The organism is Glutamicibacter sp. AGC46 (genome assembly GCF_053543715.1).
This window is the reverse complement of sequence record NZ_JBLVOJ010000009.1, coordinates 1-15,862: the sequence shown is the minus strand read 5'-3', so window position 1 is coordinate 15,862 and position 15,862 is coordinate 1. Positions and strand designations below refer to the sequence as shown.

15 protein-coding genes and 1 rRNA gene are annotated in these 15,862 nt (G+C 63.5%); 14 read left to right on the top strand and 2 right to left on the bottom strand.

All coding sequences use genetic code 11. The features are described from left to right. Positions 1-31: 31 nt before the first annotated feature. Positions 32-511, bottom strand: a complete 480-nt coding sequence (locus ACNPM8_RS03170) for an inorganic diphosphatase (RefSeq protein ID WP_105658632.1) — start codon at positions 509-511, stop codon at positions 32-34. A 97-nt stretch (positions 512-608) separates the two neighbouring features. On the opposite strand from ACNPM8_RS03170, the gene dacB reads away from it, so the two are divergent. The 13 genes from dacB to panC all read left to right on the top strand — a co-directional run bounded on the left by dacB (position 609) and on the right by panC (position 12,867). Beyond that, positions 609-1,973 carry a D-alanyl-D-alanine carboxypeptidase/D-alanyl-D-alanine endopeptidase gene (gene dacB, locus ACNPM8_RS03165; RefSeq protein WP_448939292.1) on the top strand — a complete coding sequence of 455 codons (1,365 nt, stop codon included), beginning with the start codon at positions 609-611 and terminating at the stop codon, positions 1,971-1,973. Between the two features lie 18 nt (positions 1,974-1,991). Beyond that, positions 1,992-2,918, top strand: coding sequence for a zinc-dependent metalloprotease (locus ACNPM8_RS03160; protein WP_105662169.1), 927 nt, complete (start codon positions 1,992-1,994; stop codon positions 2,916-2,918). Then, positions 2,915-3,841: a tRNA lysidine(34) synthetase TilS gene (gene tilS / locus ACNPM8_RS03155; RefSeq protein WP_286172157.1), complete on the top strand. Its 927-nt coding sequence runs from the start codon at positions 2,915-2,917 to the stop codon at positions 3,839-3,841. Before ACNPM8_RS03160 ends, tilS begins: the two co-directional genes overlap by 4 nt. A 64-nt stretch (positions 3,842-3,905) precedes the next feature. After that, the gene (gene hpt, locus ACNPM8_RS03150) at positions 3,906-4,457 is read left to right on the top strand and encodes a hypoxanthine phosphoribosyltransferase (protein ID WP_105658629.1); all 552 of its coding nucleotides are present in this window, start codon (positions 3,906-3,908) and stop codon (positions 4,455-4,457) included. Positions 4,458-4,564: 107 nt separating this feature from the next. Then, the gene (gene ftsH, locus ACNPM8_RS03145; RefSeq protein WP_448939291.1) at positions 4,565-6,490 is read left to right on the top strand and encodes an ATP-dependent zinc metalloprotease FtsH; all 1,926 of its coding nucleotides are present in this window, start codon (positions 4,565-4,567) and stop codon (positions 6,488-6,490) included. 9 nt (positions 6,491-6,499) lie between these two features. Beyond that, positions 6,500-7,078 (top strand): GTP cyclohydrolase I FolE, encoded by a 579-nt coding sequence (folE, locus tag ACNPM8_RS03140; RefSeq protein WP_286134348.1) that lies wholly within the window; start codon positions 6,500-6,502, stop codon positions 7,076-7,078. Between the two features lie 8 nt (positions 7,079-7,086). Further along, the gene (folP, locus tag ACNPM8_RS03135) at positions 7,087-7,989 is read left to right on the top strand and encodes a dihydropteroate synthase (protein ID WP_105658627.1); all 903 of its coding nucleotides are present in this window, start codon (positions 7,087-7,089) and stop codon (positions 7,987-7,989) included. Beyond that, positions 7,976-8,818, top strand: coding sequence for a 2-amino-4-hydroxy-6-hydroxymethyldihydropteridine diphosphokinase (folK, locus tag ACNPM8_RS03130; RefSeq protein WP_166650737.1), 843 nt, complete (start codon positions 7,976-7,978; stop codon positions 8,816-8,818). The genes folP and folK overlap by 14 nt, the downstream gene beginning before the upstream one ends. Beyond that, positions 8,806-9,267 (top strand): DUF3180 domain-containing protein, encoded by a 462-nt coding sequence (locus ACNPM8_RS03125; RefSeq protein WP_388024665.1) that lies wholly within the window; start codon positions 8,806-8,808, stop codon positions 9,265-9,267. The genes folK and ACNPM8_RS03125 overlap by 13 nt, the downstream gene beginning before the upstream one ends. Continuing rightward, positions 9,236-9,733 carry a PH domain-containing protein gene (locus ACNPM8_RS03120; RefSeq protein ID WP_388024664.1) on the top strand — a complete coding sequence of 166 codons (498 nt, stop codon included), beginning with the start codon at positions 9,236-9,238 and terminating at the stop codon, positions 9,731-9,733. The genes ACNPM8_RS03125 and ACNPM8_RS03120 overlap by 32 nt, the downstream gene beginning before the upstream one ends. Beyond that, on the top strand, positions 9,730-11,127 hold the full coding sequence (locus tag ACNPM8_RS03115; protein ID WP_181148927.1) for a PH domain-containing protein: 1,398 nt from the start codon (positions 9,730-9,732) through the stop codon (positions 11,125-11,127). The genes ACNPM8_RS03120 and ACNPM8_RS03115 overlap by 4 nt, the downstream gene beginning before the upstream one ends. A 2-nt stretch (positions 11,128-11,129) precedes the next feature. Beyond that, positions 11,130-11,996, top strand: a complete 867-nt coding sequence (locus tag ACNPM8_RS03110; RefSeq protein ID WP_332595340.1) for a Rossmann-like and DUF2520 domain-containing protein — start codon at positions 11,130-11,132, stop codon at positions 11,994-11,996. Positions 11,997-12,000: 4 nt separating this feature from the next. Next, a complete protein-coding gene (panC, locus tag ACNPM8_RS03105; RefSeq protein ID WP_448939290.1) occupies positions 12,001-12,867 on the top strand; it encodes a pantoate--beta-alanine ligase in 867 nt (288 codons plus the stop codon). Here panC and ACNPM8_RS03100 read toward each other — a convergent pair. Further along, positions 12,864-13,817 (bottom strand): NAD(P)H-dependent flavin oxidoreductase, encoded by a 954-nt coding sequence (locus ACNPM8_RS03100; RefSeq protein WP_448939289.1) that lies wholly within the window; start codon positions 13,815-13,817, stop codon positions 12,864-12,866. The genes panC and ACNPM8_RS03100 overlap by 4 nt on opposite strands. Before the next feature lie 447 nt (positions 13,818-14,264). On the opposite strand from ACNPM8_RS03100, the gene ACNPM8_RS03095 reads away from it, so the two are divergent. After that, a 16S ribosomal RNA gene (locus ACNPM8_RS03095) occupies positions 14,265-15,790 on the top strand. Positions 15,791-15,862: the final 72 nt, after the last annotated feature.

Genomic DNA, 15,862 nt, shown 5'->3' with positions numbered 1-15,862 from the left:
CCCCCCGCCATGTTCGGCTTGAGCCTAGTGGCTAGGCCTTGAAACGCTCGATGGAGCGAGCCAGCTCGGCTTCGGCAGCCTCGCGGCCTTCCCAACCCTCGGCCTTGACCCACTTGCCTGGTTCCAGGTCCTTGTAGCGGGTGAAGAAGTGCTCGATCTCCTTGATCAGCCATTCGTCGATGTCTTCAAGTTCCTTGATGTGGTCAAAGCGCTTGTCGGCAGGAACGCACAGCAGCTTGGCATCGCCACCGCCATCGTCGGTCATGTTGAATACGCCAATTGGGCGTGCTTCGACAACAACACCTGGGATCAGATCAACACCCGGGATGAAGACCATGGCGTCCAATGGATCGCCATCTTCGCCCAGAGTATCGTCGAAGTAGCCGTAGTGGGTTGGGTACTGCATCGAGGTGAACAGCACGCGATCCAGGCGCAGGCGGTGGGTCTCGTGGTCGATCTCGTACTTGACGCGCGATCCGGTGGGGATCTCGATGGTCACGTCGTGGCTCATGAAAAGCACACTCCTAAACTAGTCTTAGGGATATCCGCTAATAAGGGTATCGCCCCATTGCGCCTGATGGATAAAACTGCGAGAGGAATGTAACCATATGAACACTGCCGCCCGACGCGCTATTACGCTGGGGGTGGCGATTGTTGCCATGGTTGCAGTGATTGCCGCGATGCTGCTGGCCCCGCGATTCTTCACCGGAGAGCCCGAGGCTTTCTACACCCCGGCCAGCGCGCCGCTGGCCGATAAATCCCCAGTCGCCGTGCGGGACCTGGACCCCAACGCCGCGCAACCGGACCCCGGGATCCTCGCCGCGAAGCTGGATAGCATCCTGGCGGACAAGCCCGACCGGACGTCCTTCAACGCCCAGGTGGTCGACGTGGCCACGGGCACAGTCCTGTATGACAGGAACTCCGAAATAAATGGCACCCCGGCCTCCAGCCTGAAGGTAGTCACCGCCATCGCGGCCCTCGATGCCCTCGGCGGCGACACCCAGCTGTCCACCAGCGTGCTGCTCGATGGCGGCACATTGATCCTGCGCGGCGGGGGAGATGTGCTGCTGGGCGACGGGGAATCGGACCCGGCGCACCCCAAGGGCTATGCAGGACTGGCAACCCTGGCCAAGCAGACCGCCGAAGAACTTGAAAAGCGCGGCATCAGCGAGGTCAAGCTGTGGCTGGACGACTCGCTGTTCGGCGATGCGCACAGCAACCCCGCCTGGGACAAGTCGCTGTTCACCTCCAATAACATTGGCCAGGTCTACCCGATTGCGCACTACGCCGGGCGTGCCGGGGAAAGCACCAGCACCGCCTACCAGTCCGACCCGGCCGCGCAGGTCCGCAAGGTCTTCGCCCAAGCCCTGGGCGAGCGGGTCAAGGTGGATGAGGGTGGCCGCGGCCCCTATGCGGGGGGCGAGCAGATCACCGAGGTGAAGTCGGCACCGCTGCGCGATGTCATCAAGCACATGCTGCTGGTTTCGGATAACTACATTGCCGAATCCATGGGCCGCCTGGTGGCGCTGGACCGCCAGATGCCCGGGGAGCAGGCAGGGGCCGCCGTCGCTGCTGTGGCCCAGGCCCATGGGGCTGCTGGCCACACGCTCGTGGACACCAGCGGCCTGGCTGCCAGGAACCGGATTTCGCCCGCGGCGCTGACCGCGGTACTGCGCTCGGCCGCCACCAGCAAGAAGCCGGAATTGCGCGAGGTCGTCTACTCGCTGCCGGTCGCCGGCTACAACGGCACCTTGATGAACCGCCTGGGTGGTGCCGGAACACTTGGCCTGGTCCGCGCCAAGACCGGCTCGCTCACCGGCGTGGCCACGCTGACCGGCATGGCCATGACCGAAGACGGGCGCCTGCTCGCCTTCTCGATCTATGCCGATCAGCCCAACGGAACACTCGCACCCCACAAGCCAACCATTGACTCTGCTGTCACCGCCATCCGTGGCTGTGGCTGCCGGAGCTGAACGCCGCAGGAGCAGCAAATGAACCAGTTCGTCGATTGGAAGCTGGCGGCCAAGGCCGCGAAAACCCTGATGCCCGCCGGGCCGGGGATCCAGGCCCAGGATGCCGCGCGGATCATCGAGGAACTGCGCATCGCCGCCGGCGAAGGCCTGGTGGAGGCCGAGAAGGTTTCCAAGCTGGCTGCTTCCGCGCCCTCGCAGACCCTGGTGGTGGACCGGTCAGGCTGGGCCAAGGCCGTCAGCCAGAATTTCGCGGCCCTGCTCCCGGCAGCGCGCCAGGACGTCCCCGGGGTGGTCCCCTTGATTGCCGGCGCAGAACTTGGCGCGGTGCTCTCGGTGCTGGGCACCCGGGTGCTGGGCCAGTTCGACCCGTTCGTCGGCCCGCGCCTGCTGCTCAACGCCCCGACCATCACCCAGATCCGCGGCGAGCTGAATGTGAACGCCCGCGACTTCTACCTGTGGATCGCCACCCACGAGCAGACCCACCGCCTGCAATTCGAGCACGCTGCCTGGATTCCCGGGGTCATGAAGCAGACCCTGGCCGAGGCTTTCGAGCCGCTGGCCGGCACCACCCACTCCATGGGCGAACTGGGTGAACGCCTGAAGTCCATGAAGTCCGAGGTCAGCGAACTGACCAGCATCATGTCGGTGCTCGAAGGCCACGCCATGGTCGTGATGAACGATGTCACCTCGATCCGCAGCATCAAGACCATCCGCCGCCGCTTCGAAGCCCGTGGCGAGAACCGTTCGGCCCTGGCGATCCTGCTGGGCAAGCTGCTGGGATTGGATGCCAAGGCGCTGCAGTACAAACGCGGGGCAAAATTCGTGCGGCATATCGTCGACGCGATCGGCTACGAGGGCTTCAACGAAATCTTCACCGCCCGCGAGATGTTCCCGAGCGCCGGGGAACTCGATGACCCGGAACGCTGGCTGGCCCGCACCCGATGAGCCGCGCCCTTCACCTTGCCCGCGCCGCCATCAGTGCCAGCAGCGCGCCCGGGCTGAACCTGATCGGGGTTTCCGGCGGTGCCGACTCGCTAGCCCTGGCCATTGCCGCGGCGACGCTGCCCGCTTCCTTCGGCGCCGTGGTTATCGATCACGGCCTGCAGCCCGGCAGCGCCCAGGCGGCCGAACGCGCCGCCGGGCAATGCCGCGAGCTGGGATTGGACCCGGTGGCGGTGGTCCAGGTCGAGACCTCGGATGACGAGGCTTCGGCCCGCACGGCCAGGTACCAGGCCTTTGAAGCAGCCCTGCAGCAGTTCAACGCGCAGGCATTGATGCTCGCCCACACCCGCGACGACCAGGCCGAGCAGGTGCTGCTGGGGCTGCTGCGCGGATCGGGAACCCGCTCGCTGGCCGGCATCCCTGCCCGGCGCGGAGCCTACCGGCGCCCCCTGCTGGAACTGTCCCGGGCGCAAACCGAGGAAATCTGCCGGCAGGCGGGGCTTGGCTACTGGGAAGATCCGAGCAACGCGGACACCGGGTACAAGCGCAACCTCATCCGCCATAGGATCCTGCCCTTCTTGCGCGAGGAACTTGGCGAGCATGTTCCCGAAGCACTGGCGCGCACCGCCAGCCTGGCCGCCGCCGACGCCCAAGCCCTCGACGAATGGGCCCAAGCGGCCAAGGACGAGCACGGGTTGGCGATCCCGGACCTGGCCAAGCTGCCGGTGGCCATCAGCTCGCGAGTATTACGCCTGGCCGCCATGGAAGCCGGGGCCAGGAATGTGGGCCATGAGCGAACGGCGGCGCTGTGCGCGCTGGCCGGGCTCGGCGTCCCCAAGTCCAAATCAGCTGGTCCTGTGCAGCTGGATGGCAGGATCAGCGCCTTCCGGCGGCAATCGGTGATCGTTTTCACCACAACCGGCTAAACAACCTTCCGCTAAATGTGGCACTCTAGGTAAGTACCACACCTCTAGAATCAGGAGAATTCTCGTGGATTCCAATGCAGTCAAAGCCGATCTTGCGCACGTTCTGTACACCAAGGAAGAAATCCAGGCCCGCGTGGAAGAACTTGCCGCGCAGATCGACAAGGATTACGAAGGCCGCGACATCCTCGTGGTAGGTGTGCTCAAGGGCGCCGTGATGATCATGGCTGACCTGGTTCGCGCACTGAACTCCCACCTGACCATGGACTGGATGGCAGTGTCCTCCTACGGTTCGGGTACCCAGTCCTCCGGTGTGGTGCGCATCCTCAAGGACCTGGATTCCGACCTCATGGGCAAGCACGTGCTGATCGTCGAGGACATCATCGATTCCGGCCTGACCTTGTCCTGGCTGAAGTCCAACCTGGAATCCCGCGGCCCGGCCTCGGTGGAAATCTGCACCCTGCTGCGCAAGCCGGAAGCAGCCAAGGTGGAAATCGACGTCAAGTACGTCGGCATGGACATCCCGAACGAATTCGTGGTGGGCTACGGCCTGGACTTCGCGGAAAAGTACCGCAACCTTGATTGCGTGGGCACCTTGGCCCCGCATATTTACCAGTAGGGAACTTTTCTCGCCAATGGGGCGTTGAGAAATATCGAAGGTGGCGTGACCCGGACGCCAGAGCAGTGCGTGAGGGGGATGCGCCAGGCGCGGGGCCTGTCGGATCAATGAAAACGAAGAAGCTTTTTAACAGCTGGATCATTTGGGTCCTGGTCGGCGTTGTCGCCGTGGTGTTGTTCCTGCCGATGGTCTTCGGCAATAACTCGGCCAAGGTGGACACTTCCGTAGGCCTGCACCAGCTCACCAGCGGCAATGTCACCGAAGCGAAGATGTTCGACGGCGACCAGCGCGTGGATCTGAAGCTGCGCGACTCGCTGAAGGTCGATGGCGTGGACAAGGGCACCTCGGTGAGCTTCTACTACTCCACCGCCCGTGCCGAACTGGTGGTCGATGAGATCAACAAGGCCAACCTGGGCAAGTTCACCGACCAGCCGGTGGAAAGCAACTGGCTGCTGTCGATGCTCGGGATCATCATCCCGTTCCTGCTGATCGCCGGCATCTTCTGGTTCATCCTCGCCCGCTCCCAAGGCGGCGGCTCCAAGGTCATGCAGTTCGGCAAGTCCAAGGCGAAGCTGATCACCAAGGACATGCCGCAGGTGACCTTCAAGGATGTCGCCGGCGCCGACGAGGCCGTGGAGGAACTCCACGAAATCAAGGAATTCCTGCAGGAACCAGCCAAATTCCAGGCCCTGGGCGCGAAGATTCCCAAGGGCGTGCTGCTCTACGGCCCTCCGGGCACCGGCAAGACCCTGCTGGCCAAGGCCGTAGCCGGCGAGGCGGCGGTACCGTTCTACTCGATCTCCGGTTCGGACTTCGTGGAGATGTTCGTCGGCGTGGGCGCCTCGCGCGTGCGCGACTTGTTCGAGCAGGCAAAGACCAACTCCCCGGCGATCATCTTCGTCGACGAAATCGACGCCGTCGGCCGCCATCGCGGCGCCGGCATCGGCGGCGGCAACGATGAGCGCGAGCAGACCCTGAACCAGCTGCTGGTGGAGATGGACGGCTTCGACGCCACCACCAACGTCATCCTGATTGCCGCGACCAACCGCCCCGACGTGCTGGACCCGGCGCTGCTGCGCCCGGGCCGCTTCGACCGCCAGATCCCGGTGGAGGCACCGGATCTGAAGGGCCGCGAGCAGATCCTGGCCGTGCACGTGAAGGGCAAGCCGATGGATGCCACCGTGGACCTGAACGCCGTCGCGAAGAAGACCCCGGGCTACACCGGCGCCGACTTGGCCAACGTGCTCAACGAGGCCGCGCTGCTCACCGCCCGCTCCAACGCGAACCTGATCGACGACCGCGCCCTGGACGAGGCCATCGACCGCGTCATGGCCGGCCCGCAGAAGCGCACCCGCCTGATGGACGAGCACGAGCGCAAGGTCACCGCCTACCACGAGGGCGGCCCCGCGCTGGTGGCCGCGGCCATGAACCAGACCGCACCGGTCACCAAGATCACCATCCTGCCGCGCGGCCGCGCGCTGGGCTACACCATGGTGGTTCCCGAATCCGACAAGTACTCGGTCACCCGCAACGAGCTGCTGGACCAGATGGCCTACGCCATGGGCGGGCGCGTCGCCGAGGAGATCGTCTTCCACGATCCGTCCACCGGCGCCAGCAACGACATCGAGAAGGCCACCGCCACCGCGCGCAAGATGGTCACCGAATACGGCATGAGCGAGAAGGTGGGCGCCGTGCGCCTGGCCGGCTCGGCTGCCGAGCAGGGCATGGGCACCGCCTCCCGCGACTTCTCCGACGAAATGGCCCACCTGGTGGACCAGGAAGTGCGCGAGCTGATCGAGCAGGCGCACAACGACGCCTACCAGGCGCTGATGGCCAACCGCCATGTGCTCGACCGCCTGGCCCTGGCGCTGCTGGAGCGCGAGACGCTGAACCAGAAGGAGATCGCCGAGATCTTCTCCGACCTGGTGAAGCGCGACAAGCGCGAAGTCTGGCTGAGCAACGAGGCCCGTCCGGTGCACCAAGAGGGCCCGATATTAAGCCCCAAGGAGCGCGCAGCTTCCTCGACCGACTAGGATCGAAGCGTGAGTGAACTACAAGAGATTGATCAGCCGCGGATCGCGGCAGCCGTGCGCGAGATCCTGGAAGCCATTGGCGAGGATCCCGACCGCGACGGCCTGGTAGACACCCCGAAGCGGGTGGCCAAGGCCTATGCGGAGTTCTTCGCCGGCTTGCACCAGAAAGCGGCAGACCACTTGTCCACCACCTTCGACATCGAGCACGATGAGATGGTGCTGGTCAAGGACATCCCGTTCTACTCGACCTGCGAGCACCACCTGGTGCCCTTCTACGGTTCGGCGCATATCGGCTACATCCCGGGCAAGGGCGGCAAGGTCACCGGCCTGTCCAAGCTGGCCCGGCTGGTCGAGGTGTACGCCCGCCGCCCGCAGGTCCAGGAGCGCCTGACCACCCAGATCGTCGATGCCCTCGTGGAGCACCTGAACCCCTCCGGTGCGATCGTCGTCGTTGAATGCGAGCACATGTGCATGTCCATGCGCGGGGTGCAGAAGCCCGGCGCGAAGACCGTGACCAGTGCGGTGCGCGGGCAGCTGCGGGAAACCGCCACCCGTGCCGAAGCCATGAGCCTGATCCTCGGAAAGTAGGAACCCCCATGTCGCTTGGAGCGATCCCGGGCACCGGCCCGAACACCAGCCCATTGCCGGTGATCCGCAAGTCCAGCAAGAAGACCATGGCCGACCTGCCAACCGGCCGCACCCTGGTCATGGGCATCCTGAACGTCACCGAGGACTCCTTCTCGGATGGCGGGAAGTACCTGTCCGCCGATGCCGCGATCGACCAGGGCCTGAAGCTGCTGTACTCGGGTGCCGACATCATCGACGTGGGCGGCGAATCCACCCGCCCGGGCGCCACGAACGTGGATCCTGCCCTGGAGCGCGAGCGCATCATCCCGGTCATCGAAGCCCTGGTGAAGGCCGGCGCGGTGATCTCCGTGGACACCATGCATGTCTCCACCGCCCGCGCGGCCATCGCCGCCGGCGCGCACCTCATCAACGACGTTTCCGGCCTGACCTATGAGCCGGGCATGCCGGAGCTGATCGCGGAAACCGGCGTCCCCTACGTATTGATGCACCGCCGCGGCACCGCGCAGGACATGGTCTCCGAGGCCAACTACCAGGACGTGGTCACCGAGGTCATCGGCGAATTGCGCATGCTGCGCGATGAATTCGTCGCCAAGGGCGTGGCCCCGGAGCAGATCATCATCGATCCGGGACTGGGCTTCGCCAAGGATGCGCAGCACAACTGGGCGCTGCTGGCCAACGTCCCTGCCATCGAGGAGCTGGGCCACCGGGTGCTGATCGGCACCAGCCGCAAGCGCTTCCTGGGCGAACTGCTGGCCGAAGGCTCCAAGAGCCGCGCGCCGATGGAACGCGATTCCGCGACCGCCGCGACCACCGTGCTGGGCGCCCGCGACAAGGTCTGGGCAGTGCGCGTGCACGATGTCACCGGCAACCGCGACGCCATTGAAGTCGTGCAGGCCTATGGATCGCATTAGCATCTACGGAATTTCGGCCACCGGCTACCATGGCGTTTTCGACCATGAGAAGCGCGACGGCCAGGAATTCATCATTGACGTGGTGCTGCACGTGGATATCTCACGTGCGGCAGCCAGCGACAATGTTCTTGACACGGTGCACTACGGCGAAGTCAGCGAGCTGGTAGTCCAGCAGATCCAGGCCGGCCCGTGGGACCTGATCGAGAAGCTGGGCAGCGAAATCGCCGAGGCGATCCTCGCCGCCTACCCGGGCGTGTTCACCATCGACGTGGTGGTGCACAAGCCGCAGGCTCCAATCCCGGTACCGTTCACCGATGTCACCATCTCGCTGACGCGGCACCAGAAGCAGCACACCGCGATCATCGCATTGGGCGCCAACCTGGGTGATCCGCAGGCTACCCTGGCCGCCGCGGTGCAGGACCTCGGCGCAGAAGTCGAGCTGCTCAAGGTTTCCCCGCTGGCCATCACCAAGCCGGTAGGCGGTCCGCCGGAACAGCCCGATTACACCAACCAGGTCGTCCAGGTGCGTACCCGGCTGGCCCCGCATGAGCTGCTGGATCTGTGCCAGTGGATAGAAGCCAAGCACCACCGCACCCGCGAGGTGCGCTGGGAAGCGCGCACCCTGGATCTGGACCTGATCGCCTACGACCAGCTGAACCTGGATGATGAGCGGCTGACCCTGCCTCATCCGCGCGCCGCGATCCGCGGCTTCGTGCTGGCCCCGTGGAGCTGGATGGATCCGGACGCGGTGCTGAACGGGCAACTGGTTTCCCGTTTGGCCGCCGAAGCTGCCGATACGAAGGACATCATCCGGCTATGGCCAAGCTGAAGCTGCGCTGGCTGCTCTGGTGCGCCGGGCTCGGGGCCGTGGCCGGCTGGATCGCGTTGCGCCTGCTCACCGCGGCAGGCAGGTACGCGCCGGTGCTGGACTACTCCGCCCTGTACTCGCTGGGCGCAGTCTGCGCGGTGATCCTGTTCCTGGGGATCCGCGTGAAGCGCTCCACCTTGGGCAAATCGGACTTCGAGCCGATCGCCGCAGCTCGTACCCTGGTTCTGGCCCAGGCCTCGGCGTATGCTGGTGCGGTGATTGTCGGTTGGCATGTTCCGGCCATCATCACCCTCTGGGCGGCCACTGGGATCACCCCCACCCTGACCCGCGGCCTAGTGCTGACTGGTGCTGGTGTCCTCATGGTGATTATTGGGTATATTGTTCAGCAACTGTGCAAACTACCTCCAGAGGATACCGATGGCAACAGCGACTCCGTGGTCACCGAATAACTTCACCCCAGCCCACCGGGACTACGCCAAGGTCAAGTTCACCACTTGGGTGATCACCTGGGGCCTGTTCCTGCTGGCGGCCCTGGTCCCTGCCGTGCTGGCAGTCACCGGCGTCGGCGTCCCGCTGTGGCTGGTGATTTCCCCGGTCCTGCTGGTGCTGGCTATCGCGTTGCCGGCATTGCGCATCATCCGCCGCCAGGTCGCCGCACTGGGCTATCTCGAACGCGAAGAAGACTTCATCGTCCGCTCCGGGGTGATGTGGCGCAAGCAGGTGGTCATTCCCTACGGCCGCATGCAATACGTCGAGGTCAACAGCGGGCCGCTGGAGCGCCGCTATGGGCTATGCCAGCTAACGCTGAACACCGCCGGCAGCGCTGCCACCGCGCACGTCTACGGGTTGCCCGAGGGCGAAGGGCAGGCCCTGCGCGAACGGCTTGTGGCCGCCGGCGAAGAGAAAATGCTATGAGCCAGGCCGAAGAGCTGGCCACCGGAGACAGTGCCGAGCCATGGCAGCGGGTGCATCCAGCCAGCCCGTTCGTCCACGGCTGGCTGGCCATCATCGGCCTGGGCTACATCTACTGGCAGAACACCGACGACCTGTCCTGGGCGGAGCGCTTCTCCGGCACCAGGCTGATGTGGACCGTCGCGGGCGCCGGCATCGCACTGGCCGTGGTGCTCATCTTCTACTTCCTTTCCTGGTACTTCACCCGCTACAAGCTCACCAGCACCCACGTGTACGTGAATTCCGGGATGCTATTCCGCAGCCAGAAGCAGGCGCGCATCGACAAGGTGCAAGGCATAGACATTGCCCAGCCACTGGTAGCCCGGCTGCTGGGCCTCGCCGAACTGCGCTTTGACGTGGCCGATTCCTCCGAGTCGGTGCTGCGCCTTTCCTTCCTGCGCAAGGCCGATGCCCACGCGCTGCGCGTGGTCATCCTGGAGCGGGCCCGCGGCGAAGAACCTGCCGCTGCCCAAGAAAGCGGCTCCCACGACGCGGCGGATCGCGCGGCAGCCCAGCCGCAGGCCGCCGCGGACGCATTGCCGCTGATGGCCAACGTGCCCATTGGGCGCCTGATTGGCTCCATGTTCCTGCAATTGCCGGTGATGTTCGGGGTGCTCGCATGCCTGGCGATGCTGGTGCTTTGGCTTGCCGGGGTCGACGGAATCATCGCAGCCCTGGTCCCCGCGGCCTTGGCCTTCGGCAGCTTCTACTACAAGCAGCTGAACCAGGGCTGGAACTTCACCGCCAGCGCCTCGGACACCGGCATGCGCATCAGCTACGGGCTGGCTGACACCCGCCAGCACTCCATTCCTGCCGGCCGCGTCCAGGCCATTTCGGTGACGGCACCCTTCTTCTGGCGGATGCTGGGCTGGTACAAGGTGGAAGTCAACGTGCTGGGCACCAAGAGCGATGACGCGGATAACCTGCAAGTGCTCCCGGTGGGCGACTTCGAGTCGGTCGCCCGGATCATGGGGATCCTGCTGCCGGATCTTGGCGTCGCCAACCAGCGCGAGGTGCTGGCCACCGCGGTGAGCACCGGATGCGAACACGGTTTCACCGGCTCCCCGGAACGCGCCAAGCCGCTATCGCCCGGGGCATGGAAGCACCAGGCGTTCCTGGCCACCGGCACCACGGTGATTTCCCGGTATGGCTGGCTGGCCCGGCAGGCCAGCTTCGTGCCGCATAACCGGGTGCAGGGCATGAGCTGGGGCCAGGGACCATGGGAGCAAGGACGTAAACTGGCCGGTGTCCGCTTGCACTGTGCCGGCGGAAACATCATCGGATACCTGCATCAAATTGATGCGGACACCGCAGCAGAATTTATTCGGGCGCAAACCCGGCGCCTGGTTGAAAGGTAGAAGTGGACGCACCACGCTTGGGAATCGGCATCATCTCCGCCGGCAAGGTAGGCACCGTGCTTGGTGCGGCGCTGGCAGCCAGCGGACACCGGATCACCGGAATCCACGCCGTCTCGGAGGATTCGCGCGATCGCGCCGACGCCTTGCTGCCCGGCGTGGAACTGCTGGACCCAGCAGAAATCCTGCGCCGCAGCGAACTGGTGCTCTTTGCGGTACCCGACGACGTGCTCGGCGAACTGGTGTCCGGACTGGCAGCGGGCGGCCATATCGCCGCCGGGCAGTTGATCGCGCACACCGCCGGGCGGTACGGCACCTCGATCCTGCAACCGGCCTTGGATGCTGGCGCCTTTGGACTGGCAATCCACCCGGCCATGACCTTCACCGGCATGAGCATGGACCTCCAGCGCCTGACCGACTGCGTCTTCGCGGTCACCGCGGACGAGGCCATCCTCCCGGTAGCCCAGGCACTGGTGGTGGAAATGCGCGGGGAGCCGGTGGTGATCGCCGAGCAGGATCGTGCCAGCTACCACGCGGCCCTGGCCCATGCGGCAAACCACCTGAACACCATCACGGCGCAATCGGCGGACATCCTGCGCCGGATCGGCGTGGAAGAACCATCCAATACCCTGCGCGCCCTGATGTACGCGAGCCTGGATAATGCCCTGCGTTCCGGCGCGGGCGCACTGACCGGCCCGGTAGCACGAGGCGATAGCGGAACGGTCACCGCGCACCTGCAGGCGCTGGCCGACGCCCCGGCGGAAACCAACAATTCCTATCGGAGCCTCTCGCGCGCTACCGCGCTGCGCGCCGCAGAACGCGGACTGATCTCCCAAGGCACGCTGGAAGAGCTTCTGCGAGTTCTAGAATAGAAGCGTGAAAACCCCGAAGATTGTAAAGACCCGTGCCGAGCTGAAGTCTGCTATTGCCGCAGCTAACCCGGGATCGCTGGGCTTCGTGCCCACTATGGGAGCCCTGCACCGCGGACATGCTTCGCTGTTCAAGGCCGCCCGCGAAGAAAACGAACTTGTAGTCATCTCCGTATTCGTCAATGAGCTGCAGTTCAACGATGCCAGCGACTACGCCAACTATCCGCGCCAGCTCGACGCTGATGTGCAGCTGGCCGCGGCCGCCGGCGTCGATCTTGTCTTTGCCCCGGACGCTTCCGAGATCTACCATGCCGGCCTTCCGCTGGTGAAGTTGAGCTCCGGCGCGCTGGGCGAAATGTATGAAGGCGCCTCGCGTCCAGGCCACTTCGATGGCATGCTGGCCGTAGTCGCCAAGCTGCTGCACTTGGCCGACCCGCGTCGGGGCGAATACCGCGCCTACTTCGGCCAGAAGGATGCCCAGCAGCTGATGCTGATCCGCCGCATGGTTGCCGACCTGGACTATCCGGTAGAACTGCGTGCGGTGCCGATCGTGCGCAGCCCGAAAGGCCTGGCGCTTTCCAGCCGCAATGCATTGCTCAACGAGGAAGAGAAGGAAGCAGCCTTGGTGCTGCACCGTTCGATCCAGCTGGTTGCCGACCGTGCGGCACGCAATGAACCGCTGTACATCGAGGATGCCATCGGCATGTACCAGATGGCCCCGCTGGTGGAGCTGGACTACTTCGCCGTCGTTGACCCGGATACCCTGCAGGAACTGGCATTCAACTGCCAGGACACCCCCTTCACCGGCGAGGGCTTGATCCTTGTCGCGGCGAAGGTGGGCAACGTCCGTCTGATCGACAACCAGCCGATCTAGGCAAAGCGTCGAGCAGTCTGCCCGAGGACCTGGCGGAAGCCGCACAGCTCCTGCATGATTTCGGCGGCGGGCTGCTCGGCGCCAACGAACTGCACCGCCTCACCGGCATAGACCGGGGCTATGTCCGTCAGCGCTTCGGAGCGGGCCTGATCCATCTGCTCGCGCAGCGCATCGTTCGGCTCCCAGCTGGAAAGATCCGCGTGCTTGTCGCTGAACTCATTGCGCAGCGCCCGTCCGCCGAACTCGGGCGCCCATGGCAATTGCTGGGCGAGATCGAAGGCGCGGGTATAGATAGTGTCATCCAGGCCCGCATTGCGTGCTGCGCTCTTCATGTTCCCGTGCCCGCTGGACTCTGCTGCCGAGAGGAAACGGGTCCCGATCCAGGCAGCTTCCGCGCCAGCTGACAGCACCGCGGCGATACCTCGCGCAGTGCCGATGCCTCCGGCCGCCACCACAGGCTTCTGGTGCTGGGCGGTTGCCAGCTGCAGCAGCGGCAGAGTTCCGGCTTCATTGCGGCCATGTCCGCCCCCTTCTGCGCCACGGGCAATGATGATGTCGATGTCATCAGCCATCGCGCGTTCCAGATCTGCCGCATTGCCTACCTGCATGGCGGTCAGAACTCCAGCCTCATGGGCTACCGCCGCGGCCCGGGTGACATCGCCGAAGCTCAAGGTCACCAACGAGGGCCCGAACTCCAAGAAGACCTCTAGCGGGGAGAGATCCGTTTCCAGCGCCCAGGCCATGAAGCCGACGCCCCATGGAGTACTCAGGGATTCAACGAATTGCGTTTGCTGTTCAATCCAGTCAGCTGTGGGAGTTGCAGGCGAACCGATCATCCCTACACCTCCCGCGTGGGAAACAGCTGCAGCCAAGGCGCCGCCAGCCGCGCCAGCCATAGATGCATTGAAGATGGGTTCACGGTATCCAAGGAGTCTTTGCAGGTCGCTCATGAGCCCAGACTAGAACAGCGAAATGAATGTGACCTAGAACGCGGCCCCTCGATTTGTAAGTGCCCAAGAACCTGTGTATAGTTTTTATCTGTTGCCGGAACGGAAACAACACGGAATCTACCGATTGTTCACCCGGCAGCCAATCACTTTTCACTAAAGGTTTTCCGCCGATTTTGATCGGATCAGGAACTCTGGTAAGTTGGAAAAGTTGCTCCGGAGCGAAGCAGTCATCGATGGATTGGTGGTTGTGGTGTCGAGAGTGTTTGTTGTTTGAGAACTCAATAGTGTGCCAAGTTTGTTGATACCGAATATTTTTATTTGGTGAATACATAACATTTGCTTGAGGCATTGCACCCCCGTGCAGTGTTCTTGAGTGTTTTATTATTCGCCAGGACTTCATTGGCTTCGCCCTTATTTTCCAAGGGGTTGCCGGTGGCTTTTTATTTTTTTATGGAGAGTTTGATCCTGGCTCAGGATGAACGCTGGCGGCGTGCTTAACACATGCAAGTCGAACGATGAAGCCCAGCTTGCTGGGTGGATTAGTGGCGAACGGGTGAGTAACACGTGAGTAACCTGCCCCCGACTCTGGGATAAGCCCGGGAAACTGGGTCTAATACCGGATATTACCTTTGACCGCATGGTTGTTGGTGGAAAGATTTATCGGTGGGGGATGGACTCGCGGCCTATCAGCTTGTTGGGGAGGTAATGGCTCACCAAGGCGACGACGGGTAGCCGGCCTGAGAGGGTGACCGGCCACACTGGGACTGAGACACGGCCCAGACTCCTACGGGAGGCAGCAGTGGGGAATATTGCACAATGGGCGAAAGCCTGATGCAGCGACGCCGCGTGAGGGATGACGGCCTTCGGGTTGTAAACCTCTTTCAGTAGGGAAGAAGCGAAAGTGACGGTACCTGCAGAAGAAGCGCCGGCTAACTACGTGCCAGCAGCCGCGGTAATACGTAGGGCGCAAGCGTTATCCGGATTTATTGGGCGTAAAGAGCTCGTAGGCGGTTTGTCGCGTCTGCCGTGAAAGTCCGAGGCTCAACCTCGGATCTGCGGTGGGTACGGGCAGACTAGAGTGATGTAGGGGAGACTGGAATTCCTGGTGTAGCGGTGAAATGCGCAGATATCAGGAGGAACACCGATGGCGAAGGCAGGTCTCTGGGCATTTACTGACGCTGAGGAGCGAAAGCATGGGGAGCGAACAGGATTAGATACCCTGGTAGTCCATGCCGTAAACGTTGGGCACTAGGTGTGGGGGACATTCCACGTTTTCCGCGCCGTAGCTAACGCATTAAGTGCCCCGCCTGGGGAGTACGGCCGCAAGGCTAAAACTCAAAGGAATTGACGGGGGCCCGCACAAGCGGCGGAGCATGCGGATTAATTCGATGCAACGCGAAGAACCTTACCAAGGCTTGACATGTGCCAGACCGCCTCAGAGATGGGGTTTCCCTTCGGGGCTGGTTCACAGGTGGTGCATGGTTGTCGTCAGCTCGTGTCGTGAGATGTTGGGTTAAGTCCCGCAACGAGCGCAACCCTCGTTCCATGTTGCCAGCACGTAAAGGTGGGGACTCATGGGAGACTGCCGGGGTCAACTCGGAGGAAGGTGGGGATGACGTCAAATCATCATGCCCCTTATGTCTTGGGCTTCACGCATGCTACAATGGCCGGTACAATGGGTTGCGATACTGTGAGGTGGAGCTAATCCCTAAAAGCCGGTCTCAGTTCGGATTGGGGTCTGCAACTCGACCCCATGAAGTCGGAGTCGCTAGTAATCGCAGATCAGCAACGCTGCGGTGAATACGTTCCCGGGCCTTGTACACACCGCCCGTCAAGTCACGAAAGTTGGTAACACCCGAAGCCGATGGCCTAACCACCTTGTGTGGGGGGAGTCGTCGAAGGTGGGACTGGCGATTGGGACTAAGTCGTAACAAGGTAGCCGTACCGGAAGGTGCGGCTGGATCACCTCCTTTCTAAGGAGCTAACCATTATTGGTTGCCCATGCTGGACACGAGTGTTGTCCGGGTGGGTTGCTCATGGGTGGA